Origin of the sequence: Enterobacter sp. MGH 37 (assembly GCF_000534515.1) — a bacterium.
Lineage (GTDB): Bacteria > Pseudomonadota > Gammaproteobacteria > Enterobacterales > Enterobacteriaceae > Enterobacter > Enterobacter kobei.
This window is the reverse complement of sequence record NZ_KI973205.1, coordinates 1,047,546-1,067,377: the sequence shown is the minus strand read 5'-3', so window position 1 is coordinate 1,067,377 and position 19,832 is coordinate 1,047,546. Positions and strand designations below refer to the sequence as shown.

The window sequence follows — 19,832 nt, the reverse complement described above, 5'->3', positions numbered from 1 at the left end:
TTCTTTATTGCGAAAATTTCACCGCCCTATCATCCCGTCATGACACCCAGAAAGGAAAACATCATGACGATCTACCACTCCGTCACCGAACTGATTGGCCGGACACCGCTGATCCAGCTGCATAAGCTTGATACCGGTCCCTGCTCGCTGTTTCTGAAGCTGGAGAACCAAAACCCCGGCGGCTCCATTAAAGATCGCGTGGCGTTATCGATGATTAACGACGCGGAGCGTACCGGCCAGCTACGGCCGGGTGGCACGATTATTGAAGCAACGGCGGGGAATACCGGCCTCGGGCTGGCGCTGATCGCCGCCCAGAAAGGCTATACGCTTATCCTGGTGGTGCCGGACAAAATGAGCCGCGAGAAGATTTTCCACCTGCGCGCGCTGGGTGCCCAGGTGATACTGACCCGTTCCGACGTCAATAAGGGGCATCCGGCCTATTACCAGGATTACGCCCAGCGCCTGGCCGATGAACTGCCGGGCGCGTTTTATATCGACCAGTTCAATAACGACGCTAACCCGCTGGCACATCGCACTACCACGGCACCGGAACTGTATGAGCAGCTTGACGGCAGAATTGACGCCATCGTGGTCGGCGTCGGCTCAGGCGGGACGCTGGGCGGCCTGCAGGCGTGGTTTGCCGAGCATTCTCCACATACGGAGTTTGTGCTGGCCGACCCGGCCGGGTCTGTGCTCGCCGATCAGGTCGAGACCGGTCGCTACCACGATGCGGGCGCCTGGCTGGTTGAGGGCATTGGCGAAGACTTTATTCCGCCGCTGGCCCACATTGAAGGCGTAAACCGCGCCTGGCGCATTACCGACCGCGAAGCGTTTGCCACCGCGCGTGAACTGCTGAAAACGGAAGGCATTCTGGCGGGCTCCTCCAGCGGCACCCTGCTGGCGGCGGCGCTGAAATATTGCCAGGCGCAAGCCACGCCGAAACGCGTGGTGACCTTCGCCTGCGACAGCGGCAATAAATATCTCTCGAAGATGTTCAACGACGACTGGATGCGCCAGCAGGGGCTCATCACGCGCCCTCAGGCAGGCGATCTCTCTGACTACATTGCCCTGCGCCACGATGAAGGCGCTACCATCACCGCCGCCCCGGATGACACGCTCTCCACCGTTCTGGCACGCATGCGCCTGTACGACATCTCCCAGCTGCCGGTACTGGAAAACGGTCAGGTCGTCGGCATTATCGACGAGTGGGATCTGTTGCGGCATATCGGCGGTGAAGCTGACCGCTTCGCCCTTCCCGTGACAGAGGCCATGACGCGTCAGGTGGAATTTCTCGATAAACGCGCCCCGGAAAGCGCCCTGCACGCCATCTTCGACCGCGGTCTGGTGGCCGTCATTAATGACAACGACCGTTTTCTCGGTTTGATTACGCGCAGCGACGTGCTGACCGCGTGGCGCAACCGTCTTCAGCCATAAGGAACAGATGATGAAAAACCTGGCAACCCTGAGCGTCCACAGCGGCGCGTTCAATGATCAGCATGGCGCCGTTATGCCGCCGATTTACGCCACCTCGACGTTTGCGCAACCCTCTCCCGGGGAGCATACCGGCTATGAGTATTCCCGCAGCGGCAACCCGACGCGCCATGCGCTCGAAACCGCCATCGCCGAACTGGAAGGCGGAACGCGCGGCTACGCCTTTGCATCCGGCCTCGCCGCCATCTCCACCGTGCTTGAACTACTGGATAAAGACAGCCATATCGTCGCCATTGATGACGTCTACGGCGGCACATATCGCCTGATTGAAAATGTCCGCAAACGCAGCACCGGTCTGCAGGTCAGCTGGGTTAAGCCGGACGATTTAGCCGGGCTTGAGGCGGCTATTCGCCCGGACACCCGCATGATCTGGGTTGAAACACCCACCAACCCGCTGCTGAAGCTGGCGGATTTAGCGGCTATCGCTGACATCGCCCGTCGTCATAACGTTATCAGCGTGGCGGATAACACCTTCTCATCGCCGGTCATTCACCGTCCGCTGGCGTCGGGTTTCGACATCGTGGTGCACTCAGCAACCAAATACCTTAACGGCCACTCTGACGTGGTGGCCGGGCTGGCGGTGGTGGGTGATAATCCGGCGCTGGCGGACAGGCTTGGCTACCTGCAGAACGCGGTTGGCGGCGTACTGGACCCGTTTAGCAGCTTCCTGACCCTGCGCGGTATTCGTACCCTTTCGCTGCGCATAGAGAGACACAGCAGCAACGCGCTGGCGATTGCGCAATGGCTGGAACAGCATCCGCTGGTTGAACGGGTCTTTTATCCCGGACTGGAGTCGCACCCGCAATATCAGCTTGCCCGCACGCAGATGGCGCTGCCCGGCGGGATGATTTCTGTCGTGGTGAAAGGTGATGCGCAACGCGCCACAGCGGTGATTCGCAACCTGACGTTGTTCACCCTTGCGGAAAGCCTTGGCGGCGTAGAGAGTCTGGTGAGCCAGCCTTACAGCATGACGCACGCCTCGATTCCGCTGGCGCAACGGCTGGCAAACGGTATTGTGCCACAGCTGATTCGCCTGTCGGTGGGGATTGAAGATCCTAAAGACCTCATCGCCGACCTCAGTCAGGCGCTGCAAAAATAAGCAAAATGCGGTAGGTCAATCACCTGCCGCGATAAGTTGTCATCATGGCTTAACGCGTTGATAACAATATTATGTAAAACGGCATTGATTATTTCTGAAACACCGTTTCCATTTTCCTTTTATCTTAAAATCAGCGTATAATGCGCGCCAAATCCCTGGTGAATGGTTTCAGCGCTTGGAATACAAAAAACAACGTACAACTTCTCCTCTCCTTCGTTGGGCTGTCACTCAGGCACACTTTCTTCTGCACGCTCATTTGATGTCTCCTATCCTTAGTGCGTGTCATATACTCTTTTGCAACACAGGTTTGACTCTGCGGCGGTGCGCCCCCGGAGCGAGATTTCCATATCCTTCCCAACTTAAAGACTAAGACTGTCATGAAAAAGACGAAAATTGTTTGTACTATCGGCCCGAAAACCGAATCCGAAGAGATGCTGAGCAAAATGCTGGACGCCGGCATGAACGTGATGCGTCTGAACTTCTCTCACGGTGACTATGCAGAACACGGTCAGCGTATCCAGAACTTGCGCAACGTGATGAGCAAAACCGGTAAAAAAGCGGCTATCCTGCTCGACACCAAAGGTCCGGAAATCCGTACCATCAAACTGGAAGGCGGCAACGACGTCTCTCTGAAAGCAGGCCAGACGTTCACCTTCACCACGGACAAATCCGTTGTGGGGAACAGCGAAATCGTTGCGGTCACCTATGAAGGCTTCACCAGCGATCTGTCCGTCGGTAACACCGTCCTGGTCGACGATGGTCTGATCGGTATGGAAGTGACCGCGATTGAAGGTAACAAGGTTATCTGTAAAGTGCTGAACAACGGCGACCTGGGCGAAAACAAAGGCGTTAACCTGCCGGGCGTTTCTATCGCGCTGCCAGCACTGGCTGAAAAAGACAAGCAAGACCTGATCTTCGGCTGCGAACAAGGCGTTGACTTCGTTGCAGCGTCCTTCATCCGTAAGCGTTCTGACGTGGTCGAAATTCGCGAGCACCTGAAAGCGCACGGCGGCGAGAAGATCCAGATCATCTCCAAAATCGAAAACCAGGAAGGCCTGAACAACTTCGACGAAATCCTCGAAGCGTCTGACGGCATCATGGTTGCACGTGGCGACCTGGGCGTTGAAATCCCGGTTGAAGAAGTGATCTTCGCGCAGAAGATGATGATCGAAAAATGTGTTCGCGCGCGTAAAGTGGTTATTACCGCTACGCAGATGCTGGACTCTATGATCAAAAACCCACGCCCAACCCGCGCTGAAGCAGGCGACGTGGCAAACGCCATCCTCGACGGTACCGATGCTGTTATGCTGTCCGGCGAATCCGCAAAAGGGAAATACCCTCTGGAAGCGGTTGGCATTATGGCGACCATCTGTGAACGTACTGACCGCGTGATGACCAGCCGTCTGGACTTCAATAACGACAGCCGCAAGCTGCGCATCACCGAAGCCGTTTGCCGCGGTGCGGTAGAAACTGCTGAGAAACTGGAAGCGCCACTGATTGTGGTTGCGACCCAGGGCGGTAAATCTGCGCGTGCAGTGCGTAAATACTTCCCGGATGCCACTATCCTGGCCCTGACCACCAACGAAACCACCGCGCGTCAGCTGGTGCTGAGCAAAGGCGTCGTTGCACACCTGGTTAAAGAGATTGCCTCTACTGACGATTTCTACATTCAGGGTAAAGCCATGGCTCTGGAAAGCGGTCTTGCACAGAAAGGCGACGTTGTGGTTATGGTTTCTGGTGCGCTGGTACCAAGCGGAACGACCAATACTGCATCCGTTCACGTGCTGTAATAATTCACGAACGAATTAATTTTGATAAAAAGCGCCCAATGGGCGCTTTTTTTATTCCAGTCATTAGCCAAACTCATTCAAAAAGCAAATCGGGTTTTTCTATTTAATTGCGAATTATCTAAGATGAATCCGATGAAAAATGCCTTTTTTTACATAGCTTTTTACTCAAAAAGGGCCGATTCGATGCTTCTTTGAGCGAACGATCAAAAATAGGCGTATTCCCATCAAAAAAATATTCTCAACCCAAAAAACTTTGTGTAATACTTGTAACGCTACATGGAGATTAACTCAATCTAGAGGGTATTAATAATGAATCGTACTAAACTGGTACTGGGCGCGGTAATCCTGGGTTCTACTCTGCTGGCTGGTTGCTCCAGCAACGCTAAAATCGATCAGCTGTCTTCTGACGTTCAGACTCTGAACGCTAAAGTTGACCAGCTGAGCAACGACGTGAACGCAATGCGTTCCGACGTTCAGGCTGCTAAAGACGACGCAGCTCGCGCTAACCAGCGTCTGGACAACCAGGCTACTAAATACCGTAAGTAATAGTACCTGTTAATAAAATGGCGCACATTGTGCGCCATTTTTTTTGCCTGCGTCAAACGGCTCTACTGCGTCATCTTCTCCCCTGCCTCTTCCGCTACCGCCGCGGACACACGACTGTTCTGCACTGACAATACGCTGTTACTGGCCGACGTGCCGCTTCCCGCAGAAACCATAACCGGGATCCCCGCACGGCGCGCCAGGGCTTTATCGATCAGCGCCTTATCGCTTCCGGACTGTGAAACAAAGGTCGCAAAGTCGGCGGAGTGCGTAATGGGCGAAATCTGTGGGTTTTCACCTTCCACCTGTGCCAGCGGACGATGGACCTCAATATAGCGTTTACCATCCGGCTCGACCGCGAATTTCACTGGCTCATTGATGATTTGTACCCGGGTGCCAACCCGTACCTGTTCGAACAGGGCTTTAATATCCGGGGCGTTCATTCGCATACAGCCGGAACTGACGCGCAAGCCAACGCTGTCTGGCGCACTGGTTCCGTGGATAAGATATTCCCCATTACCAATACCCAAACGCAGGGCATAGCGTCCCAGCGGGTTATTTGGCCCTGCGGGAACCACAGGAGGCAGTTTAATTCCCTGCGCCAGCGAACGGGCTCTGATACCGGCCGTCGGCGTCCAGGTTGGGTTCGGGATTTTTTGACTGACGCGGGTCGTGCTCACCGGTGTTTCCAGCCCCAGTTGCCCGATGCCAAGTGGGAAAACCTGGACAATGTTCTCTCCCGGCGGGAAATAGTAAAGCCGCAGCTCAGCGAGGTTCACAACAATGCCCTCGCGCGGCGTGTCGGGTAGCAGCATCTGCGACGGGATCGTGATAACGGTTCCCGGTGCAGGGTTTACCGGCGCAATCGTATTGTTCGTTTCGAGGATCACCTGCGCTGCGGTATTAAACCGACGGGCGATGGTCTGCAGCTTATTATCCCCTTCCTGTATGGTGTAGGTTTGATTTTGCCCAATCAGGCGACTGCCTGCGGGCGGCAACGGATAGTCCATCGCGCGGGCCGAATTAAGTGCACCGAGCGAACTGAGGAGTAATAGAGTTATGAGAGACGCGCGCTTCATGCTGAGATTCCTTATTCACTGGCAGAATGCCAGAAAGCTGAAAAACCAGCGAGGCGGGAACCACCTCGCGAAACAGGATGAATGCTGTTCTGTAAGTCTAGCTAAGGATTGCCGCTTTGGCGCGAATGGCGCGAATCATCGCTTCCAGTCCCTGGGAACGAGACGGGGTGAGGTGTTGGGTGAGGGCCATTTTTTCAAACCACGGGCGGACATCGAAGGCGACAATATCCTGCGCTGACATCTGGTGATAAAGAATAAAGACCACCGCAATCAGCCCTTTTACGATTGCCGCATCGCTGTCACCCTGCAGGGTTATCGTGCCATCGTCAGACTGCGCCATCACAATCCACACCTGGCTTTGACAGCCCTGAATACTGTTCTCCGGGGTATGCGCCTCTTCACTAAGCGGCGGCAGACGCTGCCCCAGCTCAATGATGTAGAGGTATTTCTCTTCCCAGTTTGCGCAACGCCCAAAGTTGCGCAGCAATTTCTCTTTATCCGGCAGTTCTGCCATCGTTCGCCTCTTTGTCAGCCCAGCAACTGGTGAATGCGTTTTAGTCCCGCCACCAGCCTGTCGACCTCTTCCATTGTGTTATACATCACCAGCGATGCGCGGCACATTGCCGGAACCTGGTAAAAGGCCATGAGCGGCATGGCGCAGTGGTGCCCGGTGCGCACGGCCACGCCGTAATTGTCGAGGAAGCTGCCCACGTCATAGGCGTGGTGTTGTCCCAGATTAAAGGCAATCACACCCTGTCGGTCAGCCGGCCCGTACAAGGTCAGGTCCGGCACGCTGGCCAGCTCCTGCAGCGCGTAATGCATCAGCAGCTGTTCGTACTCGTGAATGGCATCAAGACCAATTCCGGAAACGTAAGACACCGCCGCCCCCAGCCCGATGATCCCACCGGTGTTGGGCGTGCCCGCCTCAAAACGCCACGGCGCACGGGCGTAGGTGGTCCCTTCCGAGAGGCTAACGGTAGCGATCATTGACCCGCCCCCCTCCCACGGCGGCATCGCCTGCAGGATGTCCTCTTTCACATACAGCACGCCGATACCGGTTGGGCCATAAAGCTTGTGTCCAGAGAACATGTAGAAGTCGCAGTCCAGCGCCTGGACATCCACCGCGTGGTGCATTACCGCCTGTGCACCGTCAATCAGCACTTTCGCCCCGGCCTGATGGGCCTTATCGACAATCTCCGCAACCGGGTTTTCAGTACCCAGAACGTTAGAGACCTGGGTGACCGCCACCAGCCGCGTTTTATCGTCCAGCAAGGCGTCAAGTTGCTCAAGCTGTAACGTTCCGTCCAGGTTCAACGGGATGACGCGTAATTGCGCGCCAACGCGCTCACACAGCATTTGCCACGGTACGATATTAGCGTGGTGCTCCATCTGGGTAATGATGATGTTATCCCCGGCATGCACCTGAGCGTTACCCCAACTGTTGGCGACGAGGTTAATCCCCTCGGTGGTGCCGCGCACAAACACCAGCTCTTCCGGCGAGCGCGCACTGAGGAAGGCAGCCACCTGCGTGCGCACGTTCTCCATGCGCTGGGTGGCTTCCGCGCTCAGGGTATGGATCCCCCGATGTACTGCTGCATAACCGTGGCGGTAGAACTCGGCTTCCGCATCCACCACCTGATTCGGTTTCTGCGCGCTGGCCGCGCTGTCGAGATAAGCCAGCGGCAGACCGTTCACTTCACGGGTCAGAACCGGGAAATCTGCCCGTACTTTCTCTACGGGAAAACTCATGCTTCGCCTCCGGGCAGACGCTGACCAATACGGGCCAACACCTGCTGCTTCAGTACGCCATCATGCAGCGCTTCCGTAAGCTCCGCCGCAAAGGCATAGATAATCATTTTCTGCGCCGCCTGCTGGTCGATACCGCGGGAACGCAGGTAGAACATCTGTTCGTCGTCGATCCGCCCGACCGTGGCGCCGTGGCTGCATTTTACGTCGTCGGCGTAAATCTCCAGCTGCGGCTTCGTGTCGACCTCCGCCAGGCGTCCCAGCAGGAGATTGTTGTTGGTCATCTGCCCGTCAGTCTTGATGGCGTGTTGCGCGACGTTAATCAGACCATTAAATACCGCGCGTCCTTTATCGCTGACGATGGTTTTGTGCAGCTGGCGGCTGTTGCAGTAACCTTTGTTGTGCTCAAGCCACGTGCGCGTATCGCACACTTCTGATTTGACCGGCATCGCCAGGCTGTTGATACGCAGCGTGGTATTTTCACCGTTAAGCTGGGTACTGGTGTTATGGCGCAGCACCGCACCGCCGAGCAGGAAGCTGTGGCTGTACGCCGCGGCATCCGGTCCCAGCAGGATATCGTTATGCGCGAAGTGGTGGCTCTGGGGGTTCTCAAACGCCAGCTTAATGTGGTGGAGCTGCGCATTGGCGGCAACGTTCATCGTCAGACGCGACCCGGTAAAGTGGCGGGTGTCATTAAGACTCACGTAATGCTCAATCACCGTCGCGTCGGCCCCTTCGGCCAGTTCAAGATGGTGGCGATAGTGGGCGGTGTTGATTTCATCGCCCTCTACGCCCTGGGTGATATGCATCAGAAGCAACGGCCTGGCCGGACGCTGGTTACGCTTAACCTGGATATGCGTCACGCTGCGGGCGAGGCTCTCGGTCAAATGCAGGAAAACCTCCGGCTGAACCGGGGCGCCCAGACTCTGGCGTTCGTCGTTAATCACAATCCCGTAACCGCTCTCCCGGGTGTCATCGCTCAGTTCAGGGTGATAAACGCCGTCGACAAAGACCAGCCGTACCGCATCCACGGTCAACGCCAGGGCATCTCGTCGCTCCGGACCGATCGCCGCCGGACGCGCCACAAACTCGCCGCTCAGCAGGCCATCTAGCGGGGTATATTTCCAGTTTTCATGTTTACGCGTCGGCAGGCCGAGGCGCAGCATCTGCTGCAGGTGCTGCTGCGCCAGCTCAGAGCGATTCCCCTGCGCCTCGAACAGCCGGTGCCACTGCTGGAGTGCATTACTGCTGTTCGGTAAGCCAGCCATAACCCTGCTCCTCCAGTTGTTTAACCAGCGTGAAATCACCGGATTTCACAATGCGTCCCTGGTAAAGCACGTGGACGTAATCCGGCTTGATGTAGTCGAGAATACGCTGGTAGTGAGTGACGATAATGAACGAACGCTTGCCGTCACGCAGGGAGTTCACCCCGTCAGCGACAATCTTCAGGGCGTCGATATCCAGACCGGAGTCGGTCTCATCCAGAATGCACAGCTGTGGCTCCAGCACCGCCATCTGCAGAATATCGTTACGCTTTTTCTCGCCACCGGAAAAACCAACGTTGACCGAACGGGTCAGCAGGTCTTCCGGCATTTTCAGCAGTTTGATCTTCTCTTCCATCAGATCCTGGAAGTCGAAGCGATCCAGGGCCTCCAGTCCGCGGTACTTGCGCACCGCATTCAGCGCCGTCTGAAGGAAGAACTGGTTGCTGACGCCCGGAATTTCGACCGGATACTGGAAGGCCATGAAGATACCTTCACCCGCGCGATCTTCCGGCGACATCTCCAGCAGATCTTTACCGTTAAATTCGACCGAGCCGTGCGTCACTTCGTAATCTTCACGTCCCGCCAGCGTCGCTGAAAGCGTACTTTTCCCGGAGCCGTTAGGCCCCATGATGGCGTGAACTTCACCCGGCTTGACGTCAAAATTGAGGCCACGCAGGATCGCTTTATCTTCCACGCTAACCTGTAAATCTTTAATACGTAACATGTGCTTTCCCTTAACCGACGCTGTGTTCAAGACTGATGGCGAGGAGTTTTTGTGCTTCAACGGCGAATTCCAGCGGCAGTTCAGAGAACACGTCCTTACAGAAGCCGTTCACAATCATCGAAATGGCATCTTCTTCACTGATCCCGCGCTGCAGGCAGTAGAAGAGCTGATCTTCCCCAATACGCGACGTCGTCGCCTCATGCTCCAGCTGTGCTGAATTATTACGGCACTCGACGTACGGGAAGGTATGCGCTCCGCAGTCGGCCCCGATAAGCATCGAGTCACACTGGGTGAAGTTACGGGCGTTGGTCGCCGTTGGCATGATTTTCACCAGCCCGCGATAGCTGTTCTGGCTGTGCCCGGCGGAGATCCCTTTCGAGATGATGGTTGATTTGGTGTTTTTACCGATGTGGATCATCTTGGTGCCGGTATCGGCCTGCTGATGTCCGCTGGTCAGCGCCACAGAATAAAACTCACCGATGGAGTTATCCCCGCGCAGAATACAGCTCGGGTACTTCCAGGTAATGGCTGAGCCGGTTTCCGACTGCGTCCACGACATTTTGCTGTTTTCACCTTCACACAGCGCACGCTTGGTGACGAAGTTCAGGATCCCACCGGTATTGCCGTCGCCGGGGAACCAGTTCTGCACCGTTGAGTATTTGACCTCAGCGTCTTTGTGAATAATGACTTCAACGACCGCCGCGTGCAGCTGATAGCTGTCGCGTACCGGGGCGGAGCACCCTTCGATATAGCTGACGTAGCTGCCTTCATCCGCCACCAGAATAGTGCGTTCGAACTGTCCGGTTTTTTCGGCGTTAATGCGGAAATAGGTGGAGAGCTCCATCGGACAGCGCACGCCTTTCGGCACGTAGATAAAGGTCCCGTCCGACGCCACCGCCGCGTTGAGCGCGGCGAAGAAATTATCGTTACTCGGTACCACGGTGCCGATGTACTTTTTCACCAGCTCAGGATGGTCATGAATCGCTTCGCCAAAGGAGCAGAAAATAATCCCCTGCTCCGCCAGCTTTTCACGATAGGTAGTCGCCACCGAAACGGAGTCAAAAATAGCGTCTACGGCGACCTCTTTCCCCTCGCGCACGGGGACGCCGAGCTGATTGAACGCCTCTTCCACCTCTTTACTGAGGAAGCTGTTCTCCGCACCGGTCTGCTGTACTGCACCGGGCTGCGAAGCGCACGTATCATCGCAGCTACCGCAGGATGGCGCAGAGTAGTAGCTGTAATCCTGATAATTCAGCTTGTCATAATGGGCTTTCAGCCAGTGCGGTTCTTCCATCTCCAGCCAGGCACGGTAAGCGCTCAGGCGGAACTCCAGCATCCACTCGGGTTCGTTGCGTTTGGCCGAGATGGCGCGCACGACATCTTCGTTGATGCCTTTCGCCAGCTCATCGGTCTGCAGCTGCGTGAAGAACCCTTCTTTATAATTAAGGTGCCCGCCGCTCCAGGTATTTACATCACTCGTTGCTTCAGTATTACGAGACATAGTACCGCCTATACCCCAAAGCTTTCGCCGCAGCCGCATTCGTTCTGGGCTTTCGGGTTATGAAATTTGAATAACTGGTTTAAACCTTCCCGTACGTAATCCACTTCCGTGCCGTCGATAAACGGCATGGCCTGCAGCGCGACGTACAGCTTCGCACCGTCGGTTTCAAAGACCAGATCATCTTTTTCGGGTTCGGTGACAGTATCCAGCACGTAGCCAAAGCCCGCGCAGCCGGTCTGCTTAACGCCTAAACGTACGCCGAGGATCTCGGGCTTTTTCGCCACCAGCTCGTGGATATGCGCTGCCGCCGCAGGCGTGAGCGTCAAACCGCGCCAGGCAAAATCGGCAGGATTGAAGGTTTCTGAATGCAGTTCCATAGGTCCACCTCATCTGATTAGCCATCAGGGCATAACACCATGTTAGTGATAACGATTATCACTTCAACCCTCTGTCAGCAGGGGCATTCGGCTAAACCGCCCTTTTTGTCTACTTTTATTAAGCATAGACCCTGTCTGAAGATGCGGGCGAGATGGATGTAATTGTTCAATACTTTGAAAAATAATGGCTTATTTAATCAGCGAGAAAGCGCAAAACGGGGACGTAAAATATGCATCGGAAATGCCTATTTTTAAGATAGCTTTTGCTCTGGAAAGGAGAAAAAACAAAAAAAAGGCCGCAAGGCCTCAGATAATCAGTGGTGAAATGAAACGCTAAATCCCTGCTCACGCCAGTGATCGAGCTGTTCCTGTTGACGGGGCGTTGGCGATGTTCCCGTCCAGACGAAGATTTTTTGCCCGGGGAACAGTTCAGGACGCGGCGAATCAATGGGTTCCGCCAGCACGTCAATATGCCAGCCTTTCTGGGCTAAACGCGCGGCTTCAAGCCAAAGATGTGTACGGTCATCGCATTCCCAGCCAATCAGCAGTGCGTCTTTACCCGCTTTCTTGCGCGATTCCGCGAGGCTTGCAATTGCAAATTCAATCAGGACACCGTCAAACAGACTCGCCATATGGCGTACGGTGTTTTGATCCTGATTCATTCGCTGACGGACGGGTGAAATGATGTTATCGATCAGCGCATCCATCGCGTGATCGCGGCGGAATTCACCGATTTTGGCGCGCAGCTTTGCCGGGCTGGCGTAACGCAGAACGGTCATCATCTCTTCCTGGAAAGAAGCCCAGTTACCCTGAGTCATCACTTCCTTATTTTCCAGCAAGGATTTTACTTTTCCGACCGAAACGCCGCTTTTCATCAGGCGCTTGATCTCTTCGATACGCAGGATATCTTCGTCGTCAAACTGACGATGACCCCCTTCGCTGCGCTGCGGCTTCAACAATCCATAACGGCGCTGCCAGGCACGCAGCGTAACGGGGTTGATACCGCATCGTTCGGCCACTTCGCCGATACTGTAATAGGCCATTAACTCCCTCACGCTCAGAACTTCCATACCTAACTACACCAACCTTATCAGATTGTACAACCCATTTGTAGAATTCAGACCTCATTTTGCACGGGTGAATGGCCTGCAAGGCCATCCAGCTGTTAATACATTGTTGTACAAATCTTGCCTGCCGTACAGTCAAGTCTACAGGTTTTTGTACAGCTTCGTCAGAAATCGTATTTTTTCTCTGGCCATGCGATAGCCGGGATACCGCCGTGTCGGGGGCTGGCAAAAAGATGCCCCTGGAACTGAGAAATGCCCGCAGACTCCAGCCACATCCACTCTTCCGCCTTCTCCACGCCCACCGCGCAAAACTGTATTTCCAGTGAGGCACAGCATTTGATTATCGCCTGAATAATGGCCTGCCGTGGGCCACTTTTATGCACGTTCGCGACCAGATCGCGATTAATCTTAATTCTGTCCGGCTGGAATTGCGCCAGGAGCTGCAACCCGGCAAAACCGGCACCGAAGTGATCGATGGTTACGCTGATACCCGCACTTTTTAGCTGTCTGACCGAATGCGTAAACTCATCGAAACGGGAAATGGCTTCACTTTCGGTAAACTCCACCACAATTTGCTCCGGCACAAAGCCATTTGCATCAATAGCGGTGAGCAGAAAGTCCACGGCATTGGGCACGTTGACCAGCGTCATAGGCAGCAGGTTGATGGATAAAGTCTGATCCTGTAACCCCAGCGCGCTGGCCATGGAGAGAGCCACCTGTTTGCTTTGCAAATCAGAAGCATGCACTTCTTCACGCGTGCGATTGGCGAAATACGCTCCCGGTGAGTCACCGGATGGAGTGCGCAGAAGCGCTTCCCAGGAGACAACCTGCTGCATGAAAGGATCGACGATAGGCTGAAACGCAAAGCTACAGTCCGCCCCTTTTGCCACGACTTCAGGCTGCGCAGATAAGCGCGTTTCTTCCGGGACGAAATCCCAGGAATCCGCAGGCGGCAGCTCAAAATAGTTGGCTTTCTCTGTGGCCTCGACAAAGGTGCGGAAAAACTGCAGCGCACGGTCGTTGTAGGTCAACTGGTAGCGGGTTGTGCCTTTATCAAGCACCTGCTGGAGCACCTCTTCCCTGTCGTACTGGCGCAAATCAAAGAGTTCCATACCCGCTTTACCGAAACGCCGTGAAGGCCCGTGATCGCGCATCAGCTCGACCACATTATGGTGGCGCGTATCAGAGCAGATCTGTTCGTAGATGGACGTTACGTTTTCCGCAGGCCCTTCAAGCAATTGAAAAAAATGTGTGCCGTTGAACAGCAAGATCCCCGTGACGCTGGATTGCCGGTTTTTACTATTTGCAGCAGCGACCATATTTTCCAGCGCTTTCACTGGCACGTCCTCGCAGATGTGACTGCGGTAAATGATGGTTGTAAGCATGCGAGTCCTGGAGGGTTAAGGTTTGACCACAAAAACATGTGGGGAGACTTCTTTTTATAGCACATTAATTGCCTGACAAATAATTTACATCTCAATCATTTACGGCCGTTAATGGTGCATTTATGGGGCGCTGTACAACTTAACAGTGGCTCGTCAATTTGTACAATATATTCTGTAACATTACCGTTTCATGAACAACACACAACAAATTGAAAAATAAAGAATTTATAAAATATATCCTGATTTTATTAAAAATCTGTACATTTTTTATGTACAGATTTGGAAATTGTGTATACCTTAAATGTAACGTTACTGATTACAAAATTTTACAGGAGCGAAACATGCAGCAGAAAGGTTACGTCGCAGATTCCGCAGCAGCGATCGCACAGTACTTCGAAAAAGCCGCGCTTCCCACTCAACAGGAAACGCTGGGACAAGTTGTGGTTGAAATCCTGAGCGACGGGCGAAACCTTAATCGCAAATCGCTCTGTACCAAGCTGTTAAGCCGCCTCGAAAAAGCCGATGGCCCTGAAGAGGAAGAGCACTATCACATGCTGCTTGGTCTGCTCTTCGAACGGTAAGGTTATGAATAGCAGTGACGCAGATAAGCTGACTGACCAGTTGATTGGGGAAGCCGTTCTTTCACTGTTGAAAGAGCACGGCCCGATCACCACTGAGGCTCTTGTACAGCGTCTGCGGGATATGAAAGTACATGAAAAGGATCCCCGGCGGCGGGAGACACTGGCGAAGGTGATTGCCGAAATCGGCTCAAACAGCTTCCCATTAAAACGTCGCAGAACCGCGCAAGGACGAATAACAAGAGAGGGACCTCTCAATGATAACCGAGACAATGTAGTGCCGTTATTTGGAAATGGAAAACCGTCCGATCCCAAAAAAATACATTGACTGCAATTTAACAGCTACGGTGAGAACAAATGAGACAAAATATTCAGCTTCAACCCGAATACCATTCTGCTTTTTTAGAAAGCGCGCTGTCGGAGTATTTCCGTCACGCAGGCGATCGTTTTGCTGAAGAGTCCGCTGTTTTTTCTACTGCAGTACGCTGTGTTCTGGCTTCCGAAGGCCATCTGTCAAATAAAGCCATCATTCTGTGGCTCATCCAGACGCTGGAAGCCACCCATGATGTTGTTCAGGCGGATGTTATTCGTAAGACGCTTGAAATCGTCGTGGGTTACACCATGGACGACCTTTAATTCCCAGCCGCTGCTCTCGTGTCATCGTCAAAACTGACGAACATTTGACGATGACACGTCCCCGCCCTCATAACACCCTGTAAAACAAGCACTTTAAATATGGCATGGTTTCTGCTTAATCCCTTTTACGGGACTGGGCTTACCAGTCATTTTGCTTCATTTCTTAACAGGTCTGTTATTGATGAATAAAATCGCCAGCGTCTGCCCTTACTGTGGTGCAGGCTGCAAATTAAACCTTGTTGTTGAAAATAACCGTATCCTCCGCGCCGAAGCGGCAGAGGGGGTCACAAACCAGGGGACCTTGTGCCTGAAAGGATTTTACGGCTGGGACTTCCTCAACGACACCCGTCTGCTCACTCCCCGCCTGACCCAACCGATGATCCGTTATCGTAAGGGAGAGGCATTCACCCCCGTGACCTGGGAAGAGGCTATCCGCTACACCGCCCACAAGCTCAGCAGTATCAAAGCGCAATTCGGTCCGCGCGCGATCATGACCACCGGTTCATCACGCGGCACCGGTAATGAAACCAACTACGTGATGCAAAAATTTGCCCGTGCGGTGTTGAACACGAACAACGTAGACTGCTGCGCGCGCGTTTGTCACGGCCCTTCCGTGGCCGGTTTACAGGAGACACTTGGCAACGGCGCAATGAGTAATTCAATCAACGATATTGAAAACTCAAAATGTCTGCTGGTATTTGGCTACAACTGCGCAGACTCCCACCCTATCGTCGCCCGTCGCGTGCTGAAAGCCCGGGAAAACGGTGCAAAAATCATCGTCTGCGATCCGCGCCGCATCGAAACGGCACGCATTGCCGACCAGCATCTGCAGTTGAAAAACGGCAGTAACATGGCGCTGGTCAACGCTTTTGGCTATGTGCTGCTGGAAGAGGAGCTGTACGACAAAAACTACGTCGCACGCTTTACTGAAGGGCTTGAAGCCTATCGGCAGACGGTCAAAGAGTATGCGCCAGAGCGGGTTGAACACCTCACCGGCATTTCCGCCAGTGACGTTCGTCAGGCAATGCGTACGTTCGCGGCGGCCCCTTCCGCCACCGTGATGTGGGGAATGGGCGTGACCCAGTTTGGTCAGGCTGTGGATGTGGTTAAAGGACTTTCCAGCCTGGCGTTGCTGACCGGCAATCTCGGCCGTCCTGCCGTCGGCGTCGGTCCCGTGCGTGGACAAAACAATGTTCAGGGTGCCTGTGACATGGGCGTGCTGCCGAATATGTTCCCCGGCTATCAGGATGTGACCGATCCCGCCGTCAGACAGAAGTTCGCCGATGCCTGGGGAATTGACGTCAACAAGATGGACGATCGCGTCGGGACGCGCATTACCGAAGTGCCTCACCTGGCGCTGGAAGGCAAGGTCAAAGCCTATTACATCATGGGGGAAGATCCGCTCCAGACGGAAGCCGATCTCGGCCTGGTCCGCAGCGGTTTTGACGCTCTCGATTTTGTCGTGGTTCAGGACATCTTTATGACCAAAACGGCGGAAGTGGCTGACGTGCTGCTCCCTGCCACCTCCTGGGGGGAACACGGCGGCGTCTTTACCTGTGCCGACAGGGGGTTCCAGCGTTTTGGCCAGGCCATTCAGGCCAGCGGCAACGTTAAGCGTGACTGGGAGATCATCAGCCTGCTCGCCACCGAAATGGGCTATCCGATGCACTACGCCGATAACCAGCAGATCTGGGACGAGATGCGCGCGTTGTGCCCTCTTTTCTATGGCGTGACCTATGAAAAAATGGGCGAAATGGGCCACGTGCAATGGCCGTGCCCGACGCTGGATCATCCGGGAACGCCATACCTGTACAAAGACAATCAGTTCGACACCCCAACCGGCAAGGGGCAGCTCGTTGCTGCACCGTGGCGCGCACCGGCAGAAACCCCTGATGATGACTACCCTCTTGTGCTCTGCACGGTGCGTGAAGTGGGACATTATTCGTGCCGATCAATGACCGGGAACTGCGCCGCGCTGCAAAGCCTGGCCGACGAACCTGGCCGGGTACAGATGCATCCAGCCGATGCGGATAAGCTGGGCATCCGTGACGGCCAGCTGGTGTGGGTTCGTTCACGCAGGGGCAAGGTCATCACCCGCGCCAGCATCAGTGAGCGTATCAACGCCGGTGCGGTCTATATGACCTACCAGTGGTGGATTGGCGCCTGCAACGAGTTAACGCAGGACAACCTGGACCCTGTCTCTAAAACGCCGGAAACCAAGTACTGCGCGGTAACGCTGGAAGCCATTGAGGACCAGCGCTGGGCGGAGGATTTTGCGGCGTCGTCTTACCAGACGATGAAAACGCGGTTGATCAATGCCGTGAACGTGTAAGGAAAAGAGGCTTAACAGTTTTGTAATTCGCAGAAACAGGGGCGCGATAATGAATGACACTATTGCGCCCCTGGTATGTTATTGGGAATACTGGTTAACCATGATGGTGAGTCAGATAGTCTCGCAACCGGTTTCCAGGAGTATTCTTCTCCACCATCCTGTGAATCAAGGCCACCAGTTCAAAATCACTGCGCAGGTTGAATTTTTGCATCAGCAAATATTTATGGGTAAAAATAGTTTTATCACTTGTTTTAAGCTTATTCGCGATCTGCCCTACCGATAATCCTCTGTAAAAATTCACCATAACGCGAATTTGCTGTGGCGATAATATTTTATGCTGGCATTCGCTGCAGCTTCTCTTCCTCCAGTGAAAGCTTGAGAGCTGTGTGCGGTACCATGCGATAAACAGCGCCTCGGTGATCCTGTCCAGCGAAGCGCGGCGGGAGATAAAAATCATATCCTGAAAACAGGACGGATATGTCGAGAAACGGTGTTCATCATCCACCAGCCCAACCACAATTCCTTTTTTCCGCGCCTGTAATTCGGGATAACAGGTCAGGGTTTCCCCCTGACATAAAGAGAGAAAAATAATATCGGCGGCACTGACATTTTCATGAGAAAGTTCGCCGTCAAAGTGAAGCAGATGTTTGAAATTATGAAAGAAGAAATCCACAAGAAAACACTGCAACCCCGCTCTGAAAAATGCGTCGGTCTCTTTAATCACAATATTCAGCATATCAGTTGTACTGCATCGTCATGACCACGACGGCACTGATGCTCCCCGGCGTCGCACCGCCGGTGAAGGATCTGACCGATGCCAGCATGGCTATCGTTGCCGTTCTGTCTGCTGAAACAGGTTGAGTGAGGCTTGCACCCGTTCCTTTCAGCACGCCTGTCGCGGCCTCACTCATCGCAATCGCAACGTGCGTGGCTGAACCGCTGTTCATGTAATAATCCGCTCCCGCATCCGGATCGGGAGTGCCGGTAAAGGAGACCGTCACGCTGCGCGTCCCCGTCGGGCACTGGGTAAATAACAGGTTAAAGGGCACAGGATCGGATGAAGATCCCGGCGTAGCCATATTTGATGCCTGTATATTGCCAAGATTAATATTCAGACTGGCATTCCCTCCATTGAATATACACGGAGCGGCAATAATATTGCCGGTAACGCTGACATTAACGCTGTCCGCCGCAAAGATATTGCTGCTTATTACTGTGGCGGCGAGCGCGGCCGTGCGCAAAATATTCATCGCTTTATCCATCACTGATACGTCAAATTTAAGGTCGCAGAGGCATTGGCCGTGCCGGGCTCAACCGTCGTTTTTGTCTGGTAATAACGCGCCGTTAACGGAAATGTCTGCTGACCGCCCGCGGCAACGGTTAATGGCAGGCGCGTATTTAACGCCAGCGGCGTGCCGTTATAGAGCAACTGAACGCCAACCCCTTTCGCCGTGCCGGTATTCCCTTGCCCTGTAAGTGCCAGCACGCTCGTCGTCGCAACGTCCGGGTTCTGAATACCGCTGATAGAAACATTCACGTTGGCGCCAGGATCGCAGTTAAGTCCAAGATTTTGCGTATTCCGGGCGCCCGCCGGTGTGGTGCCCACCGTCGAGCCAAACGTCGCCGCAGAAATATCGCCGATAGGGAACGTCAGCTGCGGGGTGGTGATGCTGCAGGCCAGCACGTTAACCGTTCCCCCCAGCAGCGTGGTCGTCAGAGCATCACGGTAAATGCCATCGCTCCCCTGCAGCATCACCACGCCCAGTACTCCCGGCGTGAGTGAACCTGACGCGACCGGTCCGGTCACGATAAGTTCTATTTTACCGCCCCACCATTCGACATAGCTGGCCTGCGCGGTATAGGAAAAGGTATTGGTCGGATTTTCAAAATATCCCCCAGATGAAAAACGAATACCAATTCCACTCACGTTTGTGTCATAGACGTGATTTCCGAAAGCGCTCTGGGTTGCATTCAGATATCGCATGCTAAATCCCAGCATTACCGGACTCGTGCATCCCGTTAAATAGGCGCTGGTGATTGACGCATTACGCGAAAATAAAACGGTACCAACGGCCACATCGCGCTGCACCGTAATGGTGCCGATGGACAACGTAGATTCCTGGGGCGTAATCGTCGTGCAGGTGCCTGCATGGGCACTGCTCCAGCCTGCTGCGATACACAGCAGACATATCATCGTAATTAAGCGCATTTTAAAAAAC

The 19,832-nt window shown here is 54.2% G+C and carries 20 protein-coding genes; 8 read left to right on the top strand and 12 right to left on the bottom strand.

Annotation, left to right across the window (positions count from 1 at the left end; all coding sequences use genetic code 11):
- Positions 1 to 63: 63 nt before the first annotated feature.
- From L383_RS18620 to lpp, 4 genes are all read left to right on the top strand, one after another.
- On the top strand, positions 64 to 1,434 hold the full coding sequence (locus tag L383_RS18620; protein ID WP_023332803.1) for a pyridoxal-phosphate dependent enzyme: 1,371 nt from the start codon (positions 64 to 66) through the stop codon (positions 1,432 to 1,434).
- 10 nt (positions 1,435 to 1,444) lie between these two features.
- Positions 1,445 to 2,590, top strand: coding sequence for a trans-sulfuration enzyme family protein (locus tag L383_RS18625; RefSeq protein WP_023332802.1), 1,146 nt, complete (start codon positions 1,445 to 1,447; stop codon positions 2,588 to 2,590).
- 377 nt (positions 2,591 to 2,967) lie between these two features.
- Positions 2,968 to 4,380, top strand: coding sequence for a pyruvate kinase PykF (pykF, locus tag L383_RS18630; protein ID WP_014883536.1), 1,413 nt, complete (start codon positions 2,968 to 2,970; stop codon positions 4,378 to 4,380).
- 309 nt (positions 4,381 to 4,689) lie between these two features.
- Positions 4,690 to 4,926 carry a murein lipoprotein Lpp gene (gene lpp, locus L383_RS18635; protein ID WP_001082307.1) on the top strand — a complete coding sequence of 79 codons (237 nt, stop codon included), beginning with the start codon at positions 4,690 to 4,692 and terminating at the stop codon, positions 4,924 to 4,926.
- Positions 4,927 to 4,988: 62 nt separating this feature from the next.
- On the opposite strand, the gene L383_RS18640 is transcribed toward lpp, so the two are convergent.
- The 9 genes from L383_RS18640 to L383_RS18680 form a co-directional block, all read right to left on the bottom strand.
- Entirely contained in the window at positions 4,989 to 6,002 is a 1,014-nt protein-coding gene (locus tag L383_RS18640) for a L,D-transpeptidase LdtE (RefSeq protein WP_023332800.1), read from the bottom strand.
- 97 nt (positions 6,003 to 6,099) lie between these two features.
- A complete protein-coding gene (gene sufE, locus L383_RS18645) occupies positions 6,100 to 6,516 on the bottom strand; it encodes a cysteine desulfuration protein SufE (RefSeq protein WP_014883534.1) in 417 nt (138 codons plus the stop codon).
- A gap of 14 nt (positions 6,517 to 6,530) precedes the next feature.
- The gene (gene sufS, locus L383_RS18650) at positions 6,531 to 7,751 is read right to left on the bottom strand and encodes a cysteine desulfurase SufS (RefSeq protein WP_023332799.1); all 1,221 of its coding nucleotides are present in this window, start codon (positions 7,749 to 7,751) and stop codon (positions 6,531 to 6,533) included.
- On the bottom strand, positions 7,748 to 9,016 hold the full coding sequence (gene sufD / locus L383_RS18655) for a Fe-S cluster assembly protein SufD (protein ID WP_014883532.1): 1,269 nt from the start codon (positions 9,014 to 9,016) through the stop codon (positions 7,748 to 7,750). Before sufD ends, sufS begins: the two co-directional genes overlap by 4 nt.
- Entirely contained in the window at positions 8,991 to 9,737 is a 747-nt protein-coding gene (gene sufC / locus L383_RS18660; protein ID WP_014883531.1) for a Fe-S cluster assembly ATPase SufC, read from the bottom strand. The genes sufD and sufC overlap by 26 nt, the downstream gene beginning before the upstream one ends.
- Positions 9,738 to 9,747: 10 nt before the next feature.
- Positions 9,748 to 11,238 carry a Fe-S cluster assembly protein SufB gene (sufB, locus tag L383_RS18665; protein WP_014883530.1) on the bottom strand — a complete coding sequence of 497 codons (1,491 nt, stop codon included), beginning with the start codon at positions 11,236 to 11,238 and terminating at the stop codon, positions 9,748 to 9,750.
- Between the two features lie 8 nt (positions 11,239 to 11,246).
- Positions 11,247 to 11,615 (bottom strand): Fe-S cluster assembly scaffold SufA, encoded by a 369-nt coding sequence (gene sufA / locus L383_RS18670; RefSeq protein ID WP_008500631.1) that lies wholly within the window; start codon positions 11,613 to 11,615, stop codon positions 11,247 to 11,249.
- 314 nt (positions 11,616 to 11,929) lie between these two features.
- Positions 11,930 to 12,658, bottom strand: a complete 729-nt coding sequence (locus L383_RS18675) for a MerR family transcriptional regulator (RefSeq protein WP_014883529.1) — start codon at positions 12,656 to 12,658, stop codon at positions 11,930 to 11,932.
- 188 nt (positions 12,659 to 12,846) lie between these two features.
- Positions 12,847 to 14,067, bottom strand: coding sequence for a diguanylate phosphodiesterase (locus L383_RS18680; protein WP_014883528.1), 1,221 nt, complete (start codon positions 14,065 to 14,067; stop codon positions 12,847 to 12,849).
- Between the two features lie 341 nt (positions 14,068 to 14,408).
- Between L383_RS18680 and ycgZ the strand changes: the two genes are divergently transcribed.
- The 4 genes from ycgZ to fdhF all read left to right on the top strand — a co-directional run bounded on the left by ycgZ (position 14,409) and on the right by fdhF (position 17,613).
- On the top strand, positions 14,409 to 14,648 hold the full coding sequence (gene ycgZ, locus L383_RS18685) for a regulatory protein YcgZ (RefSeq protein WP_008500634.1): 240 nt from the start codon (positions 14,409 to 14,411) through the stop codon (positions 14,646 to 14,648).
- 4 nt (positions 14,649 to 14,652) lie between these two features.
- Positions 14,653 to 14,973: a hypothetical protein gene (locus tag L383_RS0123755; RefSeq protein WP_032628871.1), complete on the top strand. Its 321-nt coding sequence runs from the start codon at positions 14,653 to 14,655 to the stop codon at positions 14,971 to 14,973.
- Positions 14,974 to 15,002: 29 nt separating this feature from the next.
- Entirely contained in the window at positions 15,003 to 15,281 is a 279-nt protein-coding gene (locus tag L383_RS18690; RefSeq protein ID WP_014883526.1) for a biofilm/acid-resistance regulator YmgB/AriR, read from the top strand.
- A gap of 181 nt (positions 15,282 to 15,462) precedes the next feature.
- A complete protein-coding gene (gene fdhF, locus L383_RS18695) occupies positions 15,463 to 17,613 on the top strand; it encodes a formate dehydrogenase subunit alpha (protein ID WP_023332798.1) in 2,151 nt (716 codons plus the stop codon).
- Between the two features lie 94 nt (positions 17,614 to 17,707).
- On the opposite strand, the gene L383_RS18700 is transcribed toward fdhF, so the two are convergent.
- From L383_RS18700 to L383_RS18710, 3 genes are read right to left on the bottom strand one after another with little or no spacing between them, the layout of a single operon-like run.
- Entirely contained in the window at positions 17,708 to 18,349 is a 642-nt protein-coding gene (locus L383_RS18700) for a helix-turn-helix transcriptional regulator (RefSeq protein ID WP_023332797.1), read from the bottom strand.
- Position 18,350: 1 nt separating this feature from the next.
- The gene (locus L383_RS18705; RefSeq protein ID WP_023332796.1) at positions 18,351 to 18,863 is read right to left on the bottom strand and encodes a fimbrial protein; all 513 of its coding nucleotides are present in this window, start codon (positions 18,861 to 18,863) and stop codon (positions 18,351 to 18,353) included.
- An 11-nt stretch (positions 18,864 to 18,874) separates the two neighbouring features.
- Positions 18,875 to 19,822, bottom strand: coding sequence for a fimbrial protein (locus L383_RS18710; protein ID WP_023332795.1), 948 nt, complete (start codon positions 19,820 to 19,822; stop codon positions 18,875 to 18,877).
- Between the last annotated feature and the right edge of the window lie 10 nt (positions 19,823 to 19,832).

Bases quoted from the DNA above. Each gene is read 5' to 3' on its own strand.
- L383_RS18700 (WP_023332797.1), bottom strand. From the start codon at position 18,349: ATGCTGAATATTGTGATTAAAGAGACCGACGCATTTTTCAGAGCGGGG.
- sufD (WP_014883532.1), bottom strand. From the start codon at position 9,016: ATGGCTGGCTTACCGAACAGCAGTAATGCACTCCAGCAGTGGCACCGG.
- L383_RS18705 (WP_023332796.1), bottom strand. From the start codon at position 18,863: ATGAATATTTTGCGCACGGCCGCGCTCGCCGCCACAGTAATAAGCAGC.
- sufE (WP_014883534.1), bottom strand. From the start codon at position 6,516: ATGGCAGAACTGCCGGATAAAGAGAAATTGCTGCGCAACTTTGGGCGT.
- lpp (WP_001082307.1), top strand. From the start codon at position 4,690: ATGAATCGTACTAAACTGGTACTGGGCGCGGTAATCCTGGGTTCTACT.
- L383_RS18625 (WP_023332802.1), top strand. From the start codon at position 1,445: ATGAAAAACCTGGCAACCCTGAGCGTCCACAGCGGCGCGTTCAATGAT.
- L383_RS18690 (WP_014883526.1), top strand. From the start codon at position 15,003: ATGAGACAAAATATTCAGCTTCAACCCGAATACCATTCTGCTTTTTTA.
- L383_RS0123755 (WP_032628871.1), top strand. From the start codon at position 14,653: ATGAATAGCAGTGACGCAGATAAGCTGACTGACCAGTTGATTGGGGAA.
- L383_RS18640 (WP_023332800.1), bottom strand. From the start codon at position 6,002: ATGAAGCGCGCGTCTCTCATAACTCTATTACTCCTCAGTTCGCTCGGT.
- L383_RS18710 (WP_023332795.1), bottom strand. From the start codon at position 19,822: ATGCGCTTAATTACGATGATATGTCTGCTGTGTATCGCAGCAGGCTGG.
- fdhF (WP_023332798.1), top strand. From the start codon at position 15,463: ATGAATAAAATCGCCAGCGTCTGCCCTTACTGTGGTGCAGGCTGCAAA.
- sufS (WP_023332799.1), bottom strand. From the start codon at position 7,751: ATGAGTTTTCCCGTAGAGAAAGTACGGGCAGATTTCCCGGTTCTGACC.
- sufA (WP_008500631.1), bottom strand. From the start codon at position 11,615: ATGGAACTGCATTCAGAAACCTTCAATCCTGCCGATTTTGCCTGGCGC.
- L383_RS18620 (WP_023332803.1), top strand. From the start codon at position 64: ATGACGATCTACCACTCCGTCACCGAACTGATTGGCCGGACACCGCTG.
- sufC (WP_014883531.1), bottom strand. From the start codon at position 9,737: ATGTTACGTATTAAAGATTTACAGGTTAGCGTGGAAGATAAAGCGATC.
- sufB (WP_014883530.1), bottom strand. From the start codon at position 11,238: ATGTCTCGTAATACTGAAGCAACGAGTGATGTAAATACCTGGAGCGGC.
- L383_RS18680 (WP_014883528.1), bottom strand. From the start codon at position 14,067: ATGCTTACAACCATCATTTACCGCAGTCACATCTGCGAGGACGTGCCA.
- ycgZ (WP_008500634.1), top strand. From the start codon at position 14,409: ATGCAGCAGAAAGGTTACGTCGCAGATTCCGCAGCAGCGATCGCACAG.
- pykF (WP_014883536.1), top strand. From the start codon at position 2,968: ATGAAAAAGACGAAAATTGTTTGTACTATCGGCCCGAAAACCGAATCC.
- L383_RS18675 (WP_014883529.1), bottom strand. From the start codon at position 12,658: ATGGCCTATTACAGTATCGGCGAAGTGGCCGAACGATGCGGTATCAAC.